Consider the following 14,278-nt stretch of genomic DNA (forward strand, 5'->3'; position numbering starts at 1 on the left):
ACGGATCAATTGGCTGCGCCATTGTGTACCGGTCTGGCGGAGTAGATCTGCACCTTGTCACCCGCCAACTGCCGCCAACTGCCGCCAAATGCCCTCGCACAGCGGTCACCCGGGCACTACGATATTGCGCCACATGCGGCGGTACGCTACTGTGCGGCAACGTATGAACGAGACCTTCCCTGTGTCGATTGTCAGCAGCTTCTTGATGCGTGTTATCAAGGCTCACGCCCGTTGGCGTTGGCGCGCCTGACTATTTCCCTGCCGGCCATGCCGGACCTGTATTGATATGCCTTCTCAAGCCACGGTTTAGCGCCGTCTCGCCGGACTCCCTCCTGCGACCCATCGGCGCAATTGTGGGCATGAAACGGAAGGCCTCGTTAGAAGTCAGTAATTCAAAAGGTTAAGCACAAAATGCTGCTGATGATCGATAACTATGACTCTTTCACCTACAACGTCGTGCAGTACCTGGGCGAGTTGGGCGCCGACGTCAAAGTGATTCGTAACGATGAGATGACCGTCGCCGAAATCGAGGCCCTGAAACCCGAGCGCATTGTGGTTTCCCCTGGGCCATGCACGCCGAACGAAGCCGGTGTGTCCATCGACGTGATCAAGCATTTCGCTGGCAAGCTGCCGGTGCTGGGCGTGTGCCTGGGCCATCAGTCTATTGGCCAGGCGTTCGGTGGCGATGTGGTACGCGCCCGCCAGGTGATGCACGGCAAGACCAGCGAGCTGATCCATGAAGACAAAGGCGTTTTCGAAGGGTTGAATCATCCGTTGACGGTGACCCGCTATCACTCGCTGGTGGTCAAGCGCGAAACGTTGCCCGATTGCCTGGAAATGACCGCATGGACTCAGCTCGAAGACGGCTCGGTCGATGAAATCATGGGCCTGCGTCACAAGACATTGAATGTCGAGGGCGTGCAATTTCACCCCGAGTCGATTCTCTCCGAGCAGGGCCACGAGCTGTTCGCCAACTTCCTCAAGCAGACCGGCGGCACTCGTCAGGGTTAAGGGCACTTCGATATGGCAATGGATATCAAGACGGCGCTGGGCCGGGTTGTGAATCAACTGGACCTGAGCACCGACGAAATGCGTGACGTCATGCGTGAAATCATGACCGGCCAATGCACGCAGGCGCAGATTGGCGCGTTCCTGATGGGCATGCGCATGAAGAGCGAGACGATCGACGAGATTGTCGGTGCTGTGTCGGTCATGCGCGAGCTGGCCGATCAGGTCGAACTCAATACCCTGGACCGGGTTGTAGACATCGTCGGCACCGGCGGCGACGGCGCGAACATCTTCAACGTATCCACAGCGGCCTCGTTGGTCATCGCGGCGGCGGGTTGCACGGTGGCCAAGCACGGCAACCGCGCGGTTTCCGGCAAAAGTGGCAGTGCCGATCTGCTCGAAGCGGCGGGGGTGTATCTGAACCTGACGCCGGTGCAGGTGGCGCGCTGCATCGACAGCGTTGGCATCGGCTTTATGTTTGCCCAGACCCACCATCAGGCCATGAAACACGCTGCAGGCCCGCGCAAGGATCTGGGGCTGCGCACCCTGTTCAATATGCTCGGTCCGCTGACCAACCCGGCGGGCGTGAAGCACCAGGTGGTCGGTGTATTCAATCAGGCCCTGTGCCGTCCGCTGGCTGAGGTCTTACTGCGTCTGGGCAGCAAACACGTATTGGTGGTTCATTCCCAGGACGGTCTGGACGAATTCAGCCTGGCCGCGCCAACGTTCGTCGCGGAACTGAAGAATGGCGAGGTCACCGAGTATTGGGTACAGCCGGAAGACCTGGGCATGAAGAGCCAGAGCCTGTTCGGTCTGGTGGTCGACAGCCCGCAGCAATCCCTGGAGTTGATTCGCGACGCGCTGGGTCGCCGCAAGACCGAGAACGGTCAGAAGGCTGCCGAAATGATCGTGCTCAACGCCGGCGCCGCGCTCTATGCTGCTGACCACGCTTCGACGTTGAAAGAAGGCGTGGAACTGGCTCACGATGCACTGCATACCGGTCTGGCTCGCGAGAAGCTGGAAGAGTTGGGTGCCTTTACGGCGGTATTCAAACAGGAGAATGAAGGATGAGTGTGCCGACGGTACTGGAAAAGATTCTGGCCCGTAAGGCCCAAGAGGTCGCTGCGCGCCGCGCCAGCGTCAGCTTGTCCGAACTTCAAGCCCTGGTTGCCGCCGCCGACACGCCACGCGGTTTTGCGCTGGCACTGATCAATCAGGCCAAGCGCAAGCAACCGGCAGTGATTGCCGAGATCAAGAAGGCCTCGCCCAGCAAGGGGGTGATTCGCGAAAACTTCCATCCTGCCGAGATTGCCAAGAGTTATGAGGCGGGCGGGGCGACCTGCCTGTCCGTGCTGACCGACATCGATTTCTTCCAGGGTGCCGACGCGTATCTGAAAGAGGCCCGTGGCGCTTGCAAATTGCCGGTGATCCGCAAGGACTTCATGATCGATCCCTATCAGGTCATCGAGGCCCGCGCGCTGGGCGCCGATTGCATTTTGCTGATCGTCTCGGCGCTGGACGACGTGCAGATGGCCGAACTGGCCGCCGTCGCCAAAGCCAATAAGCTCGATGTGCTGGTCGAAGTCCACGACGGCGAGGAACTGGAGCGTGCACTCAAGACCCTCGATACGCCGCTGGTGGGCATCAATAATCGTAACCTGCACACCTTTGAAGTGAGTCTGGACACCACACTGGACCTGCTGCCACGTATTCCAAGCGATCGTCTGGTGATCACCGAAAGCGGCATTCTCAACCGTGCCGATGTCGAGTTGATGGAAATCAGCGAAGTGTATTCGTTCCTGGTCGGCGAAGCGTTCATGCGCGCCGAAAAACCGGGCGTGGAATTGCAGCGCCTGTTCTTCCCGGAGAAGGGACCGGCCGCGATCAAAGCCAGCACGCTGGATTGATGTGGCCGCGCTAGCAGCTCGGCTTGCTGGCGCAGGTTTGCGCATCGGCGTCGACAGCAAGCCAATTCCTGTAGATGAGTCTCCACGAGGATTGCGCATGACCACACCGATAATCGACATTTGCGTTGAAGCGGGCCTCAAGGCCGAGCAGGACGTGTTGGCCGCAGTCTGCGCCGGGGATGCCGATTACGGATTACTGTTCTGGCGACCCCGCGATCATGCGCTGGTCATGCCGCGTCGTCTCAGTCGCCTTGCGGGCTTCACCGAAGCCAGTGAAGCGCTGGCCGACATGGGGTGGCCGGTACTGCTGCGTGAAAGCGGTGGTGAGCCGGTACCGCAATCGCCAGCCACTGTAAACGTGGCGCTGGTCTACGTTCAGCCCAAGACGGATCCGGACCGCGACCGCATCGAAAACGCCTACCTGCGTCTGTGCCAGCCCATGCTCGATGTGTTGAGCGAACTGGGCGGCGTTGCGTCTTTGGGGGCGGTAGAAGGAGCGTTCTGCGACGGCCGCTTCAACGTCAATCTCGATGGCCGCAAGATGGTCGGCACCGCTCAGCGCTGGCGGCAGAGTCAAGGTGGACAGAGGCCGGTGGTATTGGCCCATGGGGCGATGTTGCTGGAGGACGAGCGGGCCAACATGGTAAATGCCGTTAACCGCTTCAATCAGATGTGTGATCTGCAGCAGCGCTGCCACGCGAACAGTCATATTGCGCTGCATGAATCGTTCGCTGCACCGGACTTTCTCGAACGGTTGGCCGAACGCTACGCCTGCGTTTTCGCTCAGCTGTAGTCGTTGCTAGCGTGTGCCGAACACCACCATGGTCTTGCCGCGCACGTGAACCAGCTTCTGTTCTTCCAGCGACTTGAGCACACGTCCCACCATTTCCCGTGAGCAACCCACGATTCGGCCGATTTCCTGCCGCGTGATCTTGATCTGCATACCGTCCGGGTGCGTCATGGCGTCTGGTTGCTTGCACAGGTCCAGCAGGCTACGGGCGACTCGTCCGGTCACATCGAGAAACGCCAGATCGCCCACCTTGCGCGTGGTATTGCGCAGACGCTCAGCGATCTGGCCACCCAGCGTATACATCAGCTCGGGATCGTGCTGACTCAGCTCGCGGAATTTGGCATAGCTGATCTCGGCCACTTCGCATTCGGTCTTAGCACGCACCCAGGCGCTGCGCTGCGGGTCGGAGTTGGTTTGCTGGAAGAGCCCCAGTTCGCCAAAGAAGTCACCACTATTGAGGTAGGCGACAATCATCTCGCGGCCATCGGTGTCTTCGATCAAAATCGTCACCGAACCCTTGATGATCAGGTACAGCGACTCGGATTGCTCGCCTGCACAAATGATGTTGCTCTTGGCGGCGCAACGCTTTCTTTGTGCATGGGGGAGAAGCTTATCGATCAGCTTTACTGTGTTCGGTGGAGTCATGGTAACCATGGGGGTGTCCCGTCAAAAAACTGCGCCCTCGGGCATTCTTAGAGGTATCGGCAGTATTTCTGATTTGTCACAGTTAGGCAGCGGCTATTCGCCAGTTTTTCAGAAATTTCCTACTTTTCTATCGTTTCTTGGCTATTTCGCTTCACTCAGCGACCACCCGACCGTGTGCTAAGCTGGTCCCTTTTTTCAAGCATTGGAGTCCTGGGGATGAAAGCGCGTATTCAATGGGCGGGTGAAGCCATGTTCCTCGGCGAGTCGGGCAGCGGTCACGTCGTCGTGATGGACGGCCCCCCCGAGAGCGGCGGTCGCAACCTGGGTGTACGCCCGATGGAAATGCTGCTGCTTGGCTTGGGCGGTTGCAGCAACTTCGATGTCGTCAGCATTTTGAAGAAAGCGCGTCAGCCGGTTGAAAGCTGCGAAGCTTTTCTTGAAGCCAAGCGCGCCACCGAAGACCCCAAGGTATTCACCAAAATTCACCTGCACTTCGTGGTCAAGGGTCGTGGGCTGAAGGAGACTCAGGTCAAGCGTGCCATCGAGCTGTCGGCTGAAAAATATTGCTCGGCGTCGATCATGCTTGGTAACGCGGGTGTTGAAATCACCCACGATTACGAAATCATCGAGTTGGGTTGATAAACAGCCGAGCCATAAACAAAAAAGGCGCCTGTCGAGGCGCCTTTTTTGTGGGTGCACATTTACTTAGATCCGGTACGTGCTCTTGGTCATCACCTTGGCCAACATGCTCATGCCGAATTTGACCGGGGTCGGGAAACGGAAGCCGCCTGCCTGAATGGCGCCCTCGGCGTGCTGCTCTTCATCGGTCCGCATCTGCTCCAGAATCGCCCGGGATTTCTCGTCCTCGACCGGAAGCTGAACCAAATGCTCGTTCAGGTGCTTGCAGACCTGATCTTCAGTGGCCGCCACGAAGCCCAGGCTGACTCGGTCGCTGATCAGGCCGGCCACTGCGCCAATCCCGAAAGACATGCCGTAGAACAGTGGGTTGAGTACGCTGGTGTGGCTACCCAGCTGATGAATGCGTTGTTCACACCACACCAGATGGTCGATTTCTTCTCCGGCGGCATGCTCCATGGCTTTGCGGACGTGGGGCAACTTGGCTGTCAGGGCCTGTCCCTGATACAGCGCCTGGGCACAGACTTCGCCAGTATGATTGATGCGCATCAGACCTGCGACGTGTTGGGTGTCGGTCTCGCTCATTTTGGTATCGGGTTTAACGATGGCAGGCGAGGGACGATGAGCGTGCGCGCTGACGGGCAGCAGCGTTTTCATCGCGGCGTCGGCCTGCAGAAGGAAGCGGTCGATAGGGGAGTAGTGACGTTCGGTAGCCATGGGCATCTCCGGGTAAATCCACGGCGGCCAGTCTACCTCAATCATTGCGGTGAGGGTTGTCTTGCGTCAGCCCGCCGAAGCCTGTGGTAGACGTTCGGCGGCTGAATTGAATATTGAAGGCCCGGCTCAGCCCGGGGGCCAGTTCATCTGACGTTGACCCAGCACGTGCATGTGAATGTGATAGACGGTCTGGCCGCCGTTTTCATTGGTATTCATGACCACGCGAAAGCCATCCTCGCAGCCTTGCTCTTTGGCCAGACGCTGCGCGGTGAAGAGAATATGACCCAGCAAGCCTTTGTCTTCCTCCGTCACATCGTTGAGGGTCGCAATCGGTTTTTTCGGGATCACCAGAAAGTGGACTGGCGCCTGAGGGGCAATATCGTGAAAGGCCAGCACTTGATCATCTTCGTAGATGATCTTCGCCGGAATTTCCCGGTTGATGATTTTGGTGAACAGAGTCTCCACAGCCTTGTTGCTCCGTTTTCGGGATGGTGGGCCGAGTGTACTGAGCGTGTCGAATCACGCCCAGCCGTTTATTTGCAGACAGTGTCTTAGGCTCAAGTGCGTGACTTGAGCATCGAGCCCCAGATCTTGCGGGTCATCCAGCGTCCTGCAAAACGCGGAAGGCGGGACAGGAAGCGGTTTCGCCAGCCGGGGATGATCACGGCACGGTTCCTGTCGAGTGCGCGCACGGTATAAAGCGCGATCTCTTCGGCGCTCATTGTTTTGTCGTCGATGAATTTATCCGCATTGAGCTGCGCGGTGCGGAAGAACGATGTTGGCGTAGGTCCGGGGCACAATACCGAAATCTTCACGCCGGTCTTTTTCAGCTCTTCGCGCAGGCCTTCCGAAAAATGCAGCACGAATGCCTTGCTCGCCGCATAGGTGCTCATCCACGGCCCTGGCTGGAAACCCATGATTGAAGCGACATTGAGGATCTGACCGCCGCCCTGCACGGCCATGAGATTGCCCACGGTATGACACAGGCGGGTCAACGCCAGGACATTGAGGTCCAGCAAGTCCTGCTCCTGCGCCCATTCCTGCGCGAGAAACGGCCCGCTATTGCCAATGCCGGCGCAATTGACCAGCAAGTCGATCTGGCGGTCGCCTTCTTCAATCTCGATCAAAAAACCCGACAGTCGCAGGGGCTCTCCCAGGTCACAGGCCCGGAACAGCACCTCGACGCCGAAGCGTTGGGTAAATTCGATCGCAATACGTTCCAGCATGTCCCGATGACGGGAAACCAGAATCAGGTTGCGACCACGGCGCGCGAGGGCTTCGGCAATGGCCAGGCCGATGCCGCTGGATGCGCCTGTGACCAGGGCGTAACGGGTCATGCTGTTCTCCAATGAGCGTGTTGCAGGTGTTGAGACCGCTTCCTTGCTGCCAGGCTGTTATTGATCTTCGGTGTTGTCGGATGAGTCGTCTGCCTCGGGCGCGTATGCCGGGTCGGCAGGAACATCGGGTTGCGCGGCCTCATTGGAGTCGTCGTCATAGGGCAAGGATTGCTCATAATCGCCAGTCGTCGTTTCGATTTCCTGTTTGAGCTTCTGCCATCCGCCCACCATCGCACCGACGAACACCAGCGTAATGAACGCAACCCAGAGTACAGCCAGGACTTTCACTGACCGGTTATTTTTCGGCGGCGGTGGGCCGAAGCGATTAGGACCGATACTGCCGGGAACCAGCACCATCATCAGCGGGAAGAAGCTGCCAACCACTGGCACCAGATTCAGTAGCAGCAACCACGCGGACCAGCCTGCGTCATGCACACGCTGTGAGCCGATTTGAACACTCACCACGATGAACGCGACAACCATAATGGCCCCAAGCAGGCCGCCGGCAATCAGCGACATGCTCAAGACCCCGATACACAGCGCCGCGAGTAACAGCGCCACGAAGCTCAGCACCATGCTCCAGGCCAGATAACGTAGCCGCCCGATGCGCCCCTGAACGGTGAACACCTTAAGCCCCCCTTCAGCAGGCCAATCGTCGGCAACCGAGGTCCTTGGAGGTGCATAAGGCGAAGCAGCGGGTTCAAATGCCGGTCTGGCGGGTGCAGCCTGCCCGATCTCTCCGAGCGACCAGCTGACTGGCAGTTCTGGCTCGATCCGGCCCTCCACGCCAGCGTTGTTCAGCGCGTCCAGATACCGCATGGCGTCGTCATAGGTCAGGCTATGTTTGAGAGTCACGGGTTGACCGCTGAACAGCCGGTCTATGCCGGACACATCGCTCTTGAACAGCTGCGCCAGGTTCAGACGCGCAGTTTGCGGGTCTACGCCCGTTCGCAGTTGTCCTTCGAAAACGATCTTGAAGTGTTCGGCCATGCTTGGCTTCCTTGTCTTGGGTTAAATGCGTCTCTTGCCACAGAGATCAGAACGGTTTGACGACTACCAGGATGACGATTGCTAACAGGATCAGTACCGGAACTTCGTTGAACCAGCGATAAAACACATGACTGCGGCCATTTTCGCCACGCGCGAAGCGTTTGACCTGCGCGCCGCACATGTGGTGATAGCCGATCAATATGACCACCAGCGTCAGTTTCGCGTGCATCCAGCCTTGCTGGAGAAAGCCGGGGGTGAGTGTAAGCAGCCAGATGCCGAACACCAGTGTGGCGATCATCGCAGGTCCCATGATTGCGCGATAAAGCTTGCGCTCCATGACGCAGAACCGCTCACGACTGGCGGCGTCTTCACTCATGGAGTGGTACACGAACAGTCGGGGGAGATAAAACAGGCCGGCGAACCAGCAGACGATGGCAACAATGTGCAGCGCTTTTATCCATAGATAGAGCATTTTGGTTTTTTTCCAGGGTCACGGTGGCGCAAATAGTAGTGGCTTGTGGGCCTATACGTCACGTTCACGGTTGTCCCGCAGGCGCTGGGCTCCTATTATCAACGGCTTTCCAGTGGTTTCGTTGAGGGGCAGGTTATGGTCAAGGTCGGTATCGTCGGTGGCACGGGTTACACCGGCGTCGAGTTGCTGCGTCTTCTGGCGCAGCATCCAGAGGCTGAAGTGGTTGCGATCACTTCGCGCTCCGAAGCAGGCCTGCCAGTGGCCGACATGTATCCGAACCTACGTGGCCACTACGACGGGCTGGCGTTCAGCGTGCCGGACGTCAAAGTGCTGGGCGCCTGCGATGTCGTGTTTTTTGCCACGCCACACGGCGTCGCTCACGCATTGGCCGGCGAGCTGCTGGCTGCGGGCACCAAGGTCATCGACCTGTCTGCCGATTTTCGCCTGCAAGACCCGGTCGAGTGGGCCAAATGGTACAACCAGCCACACGGCGCCCCGCAGCTGCTGGACGAAGCGGTTTACGGTCTGCCGGAAGTCAATCGCGAGAGCATCAAAGGCGCGCGCCTGATTGCCGTCCCGGGTTGCTATCCGACCGCGACACAGCTGGGCTTTCTGCCGCTGCTGGAAGCCGGGCTGGCTGATCCGACGCGGTTGATCGCTGATTGCAAGTCGGGTGTCAGCGGCGCCGGACGTGGCGCCAGTGTCGGCTCGCTGTATTCCGAAAGCAGCGAGAGCTTCAAGGCATATGCCGTGAAGGGCCACCGTCACCTGCCAGAAATCAGCCAAGGCTTACGGCGTGCGGCGGGTGGCGACATCGGTCTGACGTTCGTGCCGCATTTGACGCCGATGATTCGCGGCATACATGCAACCCTGTATGCAACCGTGGTCGACAAGTCGATTGATTTGCAGGCGCTGTTCGAAAAACGCTACGCCAATGAGCCCTTTGTCGACGTTATGCCTGCAGGCAGTCACCCCGAAACCCGCAGCGTGCGCGGCGCCAACGTCTGCCGCATCGCAGTGCATCGTCCACAGGATGGTGATCTGGTGGTGGTGTTGTCTGTCATCGACAATCTGGTCAAGGGCGCATCGGGTCAGGCGGTACAGAACATGAACATCATGTTTGAACTCGACGAGCGTATGGGACTGTCCCACGCTGCCCTGCTGCCATAAGGGTAGCGAAGCCTGATCGCGTGCTGTTCACTTGCAGACTGTCGCTCGCAGCGCGTGGCTGCTTTGAGAATAGTTGACCGATTTTCTAGGAGAAGAGGATAATGCCCGTCATTACGCATTATGACGGCTTATCGCCGGGAGATATTTGAGCATGAGCGTTGAATCTTTTACTCCTACGGCTCTGGAATTCACTCCAGGTGCAGCGCACAAAGTGAAGACTCTGGTCGACGAAGAGGGCAATGATCGCCTGAAACTGAGGGTGTTTGTCACGGGCGGCGGCTGTTCCGGTTTCCAGTACGGTTTCACCTTCGATGAAGATGTGGCCGATGATGACACCATCGTCGAGCGCGAAGGCGTCAGCCTGGTGGTCGATCCGATGAGCTTCCAGTATCTGGCAGGCGCGGAGGTGGATTATCAGGAGGGTCTTGAGGGTTCTCGTTTCGTCATCAAGAATCCGAATGCCGCCACTACTTGCGGTTGCGGTTCTTCATTCTCGATTTGAAGCGCTGGTTTAAACCTGTTCACAAGAAAACGCCGCGCATATGCGCGGCGTTTTTCATTCTTGCAGGTGTTATGCAGGGTAGATGGCCCCCAACACACGCAAGCCAGCCGCACCCGTAACGCTAGGGCGATTGGCTGGTACGCCTTCCAGCGCACAGTGGGCGAGCCAAGCAAAAGCCATGGCCTCGACCCAGTCGGGGTCGACGCCGAACTCGGCAGTGCTTGACACCTTGGTGTTCGGTAGCAATGTCGCCAGACGAGCCATAAGCGCCTTGTTGTGGACACCTCCGCCGCACACCAACAACTCCTTCGTCTGCGCCTGGGCCGATTGCAACGACTCGGTAATGCTCAATGCGGTAACTTCCAGCAACGTCGCCTGCACATCTTCAGGCTTCAACGTCGGCAGCTGGAACAAGTGATGATGTACCCAACCAAGGTTGAAAATTTCGCGACCCGTACTTTTCGGGCCTTTGGTCTGGAAGAACTGGTCGCTGAGCATGGATTTGAGCAGTTCTGCGTTCACCGTACCGCTCTCGCCCCAAACGCCATCCTTGTCGTAGCTCAGGCCGCGTTGGGCATGAATCCAGGCATCAAGCAAGACATTGCCAGGACCAGAGTCGAACCCGGATACCGGCTTGTCGATCTCTATCAGGCTGAGATTGCTGAACCCGCCAATGTTGAGGACTGCACGATAGTCTTTGTTATCGTCGAACAGCGCCTGATGAAAGGCAGGTACCAGCGGAGCGCCCTGACCCCCGGCAGCAATATCTCGCTTGCGGAAGTCGCTGACCACGGTGATCCCGGTCAACTCCGCCAGCAGTGCCGGATTGCCGATTTGTATGGTAAAGCCGCGAGCGGGCTCATGGCGGATCGTCTGGCCATGGCTGCCGATGGCGCGAATCTCAACAGACTGCACTTCTTGCTGATCCAGCAGGGCTTGTACACCCTGCGCAGCAAGACGCACCCATTTCTGTTCGACGATGGCAGCGCGGGTCAGTTCGTCCTGACCGCTGGAGCAAAGGCCAAGCAGTTCAGCGCGTAGTTCATCGGGCATAGGAATGTAATGGGTACCGAGCAGCCGTGGCCGGTGATCGTGTTTTACGAGTGCGAAGTCGAGCCCGTCCAGGCTGCTTCCAGACATTACACCTACATATAAAGTCATAGGTCAGCGCTTACCCGAGGCCAGCATGGTGGCCTTTTCCTGGTTCATGCGCGCCATCAAAGGTTGGCTCTGCTGCATGAACCGCTGTTTTTCGGATTTGGCGATCGGATCAGCCATCGGCAGCTTCTGGCCCAATGGATCAACGTGAACGCCATTAACCTGAAACTCGTAATGTACATGCGGACCTGTAGAAAGGCCGGTCGTTCCAATATAACCGATCACCTGACCTTGCTTAACGCTCGATCCATTTTGAATGTCTTTGGCAAAGCCTTGCATGTGGCCGTAGAGCGTGCGGTAAGTCTCACCATGCTGAATGATCACGGTATTGCCGTAACCGCCGCGACGGCCTGCCAGAATGACCTTGCCATCGCCGGTTGCTTTGATCGGTGTACCGCGAGGTGCCGCATAGTCGATGCCTTTATGAGCACGGATCTTGTTCAGGATCGGATGTTTACGTCCCATCGAAAACAACGAACTGATGCGCGCGTATTCCACCGGGGTGCGAATGAACGCTTTACGCATGCTGTTGCCGTCTGCGGTGTAGTAATTAGTGTTGCCTTGCTTGTTGGTGTAGCGAACTGCGGTATAGGTCTTGCCGCGGTTGGTGAAGCGGGCGGACAGGATGTTGCCAGTGCCGACGGTCTTGCCGTTTACCACTTTTTGCTCGTAGATCACGTCGAATTCGTCACCCTTGCGGATGTCCTGAGCGAAGTCCACGTCGTAACCGAAGATGGTGGCCATGTCCATGGTCATGTTATGACTGAGACCGGCGCGCTGTGCCGATTGCGACAGGGAATTGTTGATCACGCCGTGAACATAGGCGGTGCGAACGTTCGGCTTGCTGACATCACGTGTGAAGGTGTAACCCTTGTCGGTTCTGGAGAGGCTGATGCTTTCCAGGTCATTGAGTTTGCTGTGCAATTGCTTGAGCTGGCCCTCAGGGGACAACTCGAACTGAAGAATCTGGCCGTTCTTCAACTGACTGAATTGCTTGGCCTGTTTGTCGCTGGCGATTACCTCATGGACTGCTGCCGGTGGAAGACCGACCTTTTCGAACAGAGTGGACAGCGTATCGCCTTTGGATACGACGACTTCCCGGTGAGTCGAGATCTTGGCGGCAGCCACTTCCTTTTTGGAAGGGGCGAGATCGGTTTCAGCGGTGTGCTCCGGTTCTTCGCCTGCGTTGTCGATTTGTGCGAACGGAGAATCTGTAGCTGGCTCTGTGGCCTGGATCTGTTCTTGAGCGTCTTCCTGTTGCTTGAGTTGATCGACTGGTGTGTCCAGTTCGAGGCTGAGATTGGTTTTTTTGGCTTCGACATCACTGGATGGAAAAACCAGAAGGGCCAGGCTCAAAAGGGCTGCGATACCGCTGGCAGCGAGCAGGTGGCTCTTCGGATAAAGCGGAGGCGCTTTAGGCGGAGTGTCGTTCATAGGTAATTTTGACTTTGAAAAAAGATGAAATGGAAAAGATGAATGACATGATGAAGATGAAATAACTGTATAAAATATAACCAAATCATGCCTGAGGCAAGCTTGCGTGCGGGTCGATTCCTGATTCGTCGACCTGGTGCTGCCGGAACTTGTATTTGGGCGCTGATCTTGTATGGTTGTTTCCCTTTGAAATAAGGCATTGCGGGGCTGAAATGAAGTCGGTTGAAGAGCAGTTAGCGCTGATCAAGCGCGGCGCAGATGAACTCCTGGTCGAGTCGGAATTGGTCGCCAAGCTTAAGCGTGGTCAGCCGCTGCGTATCAAGGCCGGTTTCGACCCAACTGCGCCTGATCTGCACCTGGGGCACACGGTGCTCATTAATAAGCTGCGGCAATTTCAGGAGCTGGGCCATCAGGTCATCTTCCTGATCGGTGACTTCACCGGCATGATCGGTGATCCGAGTGGTAAAAGCGCCACACGCCCACCGCTGACCCGTGAGCAGGTCCTCGACTATGCAGAGACCTATAAAGCTCAGGTATTCAAGATTCTCGATCCAGCCAAGACCGAGGTGGCGTTCAACTCCACCTGGATGGATCAGTTGAGTCCGGCTGACTTCATTCGCCTGTCCTCCCAGTACACCGTGGCGCGCATGCTGGAACGCGATGACTTCGACAAGCGTTACAAGTCGAACCAGTCGATCGCAATTCATGAGTTTCTCTATCCTCTGGTCCAGGGCTACGATTCGGTCGCGCTGCGTGCCGATGTCGAGCTGGGCGGTACCGACCAGAAGTTCAACCTGCTGATGGGGCGTGAGTTGCAGCGCGCATATGGGCAGGAGGCTCAGTGCGTCCTGACCATGCCGTTGCTCGAGGGGTTGGACGGCGTCAAGAAGATGTCCAAGTCATTGGGTAACTACGTGGGTATCCAGGAAGCGCCGGGCATCATGTACAGCAAGCTGGTTTCCATTCCTGATGCACTGATGTGGCGTTACTTTGAGTTGCTGAGCTTCCGCTCCATAGAGGAGATCGCAGGTTTCAAGGCCGAGTGCGAGGCTGGAGCGAATCCGCGGGATATCAAGATCAAACTGGCCGAAGAAATCGTTGCGCGTTTCCATGGTGAAGAAGCGGCAGCGAGCGCGCATCGTTCTGCGGGCAACCGTATGAAGGAGGGCGAGCTGCCAGAGGATCTGCCGGAGATATCCGTATCCGGTGCCGAGGACATGCCTATCGCTGCCGTCCTTAACAAGGCCGGTCTGGTCAAGAACTCTGCAATCGCGCGTGACCTGCTGGCTTCCGGCGGTGTTCGTATAGATGGTGAAGTGATCGACCGTGGCTTCATCTTTAAGGTGGGCGCGACTCATGTCTGTCAGGCCGGGAAGAAGGCTTTCGGGCGTGTCACATTGAATTTGGAATAAAGTTCAAATAAGTGCTTGACGCCCCTCTGGATGTGTCTATAATTCGCCCCACTTCCGGCGCAGACGAAACGGAAAACTCCTTGATAATCAAAGAGTTGGA

16 protein-coding genes are annotated in these 14,278 nt (G+C 57.4%); 8 read left to right on the forward strand and 8 right to left on the reverse strand.

What is annotated here, in order from left to right; translation table 11 throughout:
* Positions 1-411 precede the first annotated feature (411 nt).
* The 4 genes from EC915_RS19445 (at position 412) to EC915_RS19460 (ending at position 3,708) form a co-directional block, all read left to right on the forward strand.
* A complete protein-coding gene (locus EC915_RS19445) occupies positions 412-1,011 on the forward strand; it encodes an aminodeoxychorismate/anthranilate synthase component II (RefSeq protein WP_133752138.1) in 600 nt (199 codons plus the stop codon).
* An 18-nt stretch (positions 1,012-1,029) separates the two neighbouring features.
* A complete protein-coding gene (gene trpD, locus EC915_RS19450; RefSeq protein ID WP_133752155.1) occupies positions 1,030-2,079 on the forward strand; it encodes an anthranilate phosphoribosyltransferase in 1,050 nt (349 codons plus the stop codon).
* Positions 2,076-2,915 (forward strand): indole-3-glycerol phosphate synthase TrpC, encoded by an 840-nt coding sequence (gene trpC / locus EC915_RS19455; protein WP_133752139.1) that lies wholly within the window; start codon positions 2,076-2,078, stop codon positions 2,913-2,915. The genes trpD and trpC overlap by 4 nt, the downstream gene beginning before the upstream one ends.
* A gap of 97 nt (positions 2,916-3,012) precedes the next feature.
* Complete coding sequence (locus EC915_RS19460; RefSeq protein WP_133752140.1) at positions 3,013-3,708, forward strand: lipoate--protein ligase family protein; 696 nt, start codon at positions 3,013-3,015, stop codon at positions 3,706-3,708.
* Between the two features lie 6 nt (positions 3,709-3,714).
* Here EC915_RS19460 and crp read toward each other — a convergent pair whose 3' ends face one another.
* The gene (gene crp / locus EC915_RS19465) at positions 3,715-4,359 is read right to left on the reverse strand and encodes a cAMP-activated global transcriptional regulator CRP (RefSeq protein WP_133752141.1); all 645 of its coding nucleotides are present in this window, start codon (positions 4,357-4,359) and stop codon (positions 3,715-3,717) included.
* Between the two features lie 207 nt (positions 4,360-4,566).
* Between crp and EC915_RS19470 the strand changes: the two genes are divergently transcribed.
* The gene (locus EC915_RS19470) at positions 4,567-4,989 is read left to right on the forward strand and encodes an OsmC family protein (RefSeq protein WP_133752142.1); all 423 of its coding nucleotides are present in this window, start codon (positions 4,567-4,569) and stop codon (positions 4,987-4,989) included.
* Between the two features lie 66 nt (positions 4,990-5,055).
* On the opposite strand, the gene coq7 is transcribed toward EC915_RS19470, so the two are convergent.
* The 5 genes from coq7 to hemJ form a co-directional block, all read right to left on the reverse strand.
* Positions 5,056-5,703 (reverse strand): 2-polyprenyl-3-methyl-6-methoxy-1,4-benzoquinone monooxygenase, encoded by a 648-nt coding sequence (coq7, locus tag EC915_RS19475; protein ID WP_133752143.1) that lies wholly within the window; start codon positions 5,701-5,703, stop codon positions 5,056-5,058.
* Positions 5,704-5,829: 126 nt separating this feature from the next.
* The gene (locus tag EC915_RS19480; protein ID WP_133752144.1) at positions 5,830-6,168 is read right to left on the reverse strand and encodes a histidine triad nucleotide-binding protein; all 339 of its coding nucleotides are present in this window, start codon (positions 6,166-6,168) and stop codon (positions 5,830-5,832) included.
* Between the two features lie 92 nt (positions 6,169-6,260).
* A complete protein-coding gene (locus EC915_RS19485; RefSeq protein ID WP_133752145.1) occupies positions 6,261-7,040 on the reverse strand; it encodes an SDR family oxidoreductase in 780 nt (259 codons plus the stop codon).
* Positions 7,041-7,097: 57 nt separating this feature from the next.
* A complete protein-coding gene (locus EC915_RS19490; protein ID WP_133752146.1) occupies positions 7,098-8,030 on the reverse strand; it encodes a DUF805 domain-containing protein in 933 nt (310 codons plus the stop codon).
* A gap of 46 nt (positions 8,031-8,076) precedes the next feature.
* Positions 8,077-8,502 carry a protoporphyrinogen oxidase HemJ gene (gene hemJ / locus EC915_RS19495; protein WP_133752147.1) on the reverse strand — a complete coding sequence of 142 codons (426 nt, stop codon included), beginning with the start codon at positions 8,500-8,502 and terminating at the stop codon, positions 8,077-8,079.
* Between the two features lie 135 nt (positions 8,503-8,637).
* Between hemJ and argC the strand changes: the two genes are divergently transcribed.
* Both argC and erpA read left to right on the forward strand, forming a co-directional pair.
* A complete protein-coding gene (gene argC, locus EC915_RS19500; RefSeq protein ID WP_133752156.1) occupies positions 8,638-9,672 on the forward strand; it encodes an N-acetyl-gamma-glutamyl-phosphate reductase in 1,035 nt (344 codons plus the stop codon).
* Positions 9,673-9,823: 151 nt separating this feature from the next.
* Positions 9,824-10,174, forward strand: coding sequence for an iron-sulfur cluster insertion protein ErpA (erpA, locus tag EC915_RS19505; protein ID WP_110951636.1), 351 nt, complete (start codon positions 9,824-9,826; stop codon positions 10,172-10,174).
* A gap of 69 nt (positions 10,175-10,243) precedes the next feature.
* Here erpA and EC915_RS19510 read toward each other — a convergent pair whose 3' ends face one another.
* Together EC915_RS19510 and EC915_RS19515 are read right to left on the reverse strand one after the other, a co-directional pair.
* Positions 10,244-11,335, reverse strand: coding sequence for an anhydro-N-acetylmuramic acid kinase (locus tag EC915_RS19510; RefSeq protein WP_133752148.1), 1,092 nt, complete (start codon positions 11,333-11,335; stop codon positions 10,244-10,246).
* A gap of 3 nt (positions 11,336-11,338) precedes the next feature.
* Positions 11,339-12,766, reverse strand: coding sequence for a peptidoglycan DD-metalloendopeptidase family protein (locus EC915_RS19515; RefSeq protein WP_133752149.1), 1,428 nt, complete (start codon positions 12,764-12,766; stop codon positions 11,339-11,341).
* A gap of 212 nt (positions 12,767-12,978) precedes the next feature.
* On the opposite strand from EC915_RS19515, the gene tyrS reads away from it, so the two are divergent.
* Positions 12,979-14,178: a tyrosine--tRNA ligase gene (tyrS, locus tag EC915_RS19525; RefSeq protein ID WP_133752150.1), complete on the forward strand. Its 1,200-nt coding sequence runs from the start codon at positions 12,979-12,981 to the stop codon at positions 14,176-14,178.
* Positions 14,179-14,278: the final 100 nt, after the last annotated feature.

It is taken from the genome of Pseudomonas sp. LP_7_YM, assembly GCF_004364435.1.
GTDB lineage: Bacteria > Pseudomonadota > Gammaproteobacteria > Pseudomonadales > Pseudomonadaceae > Aquipseudomonas.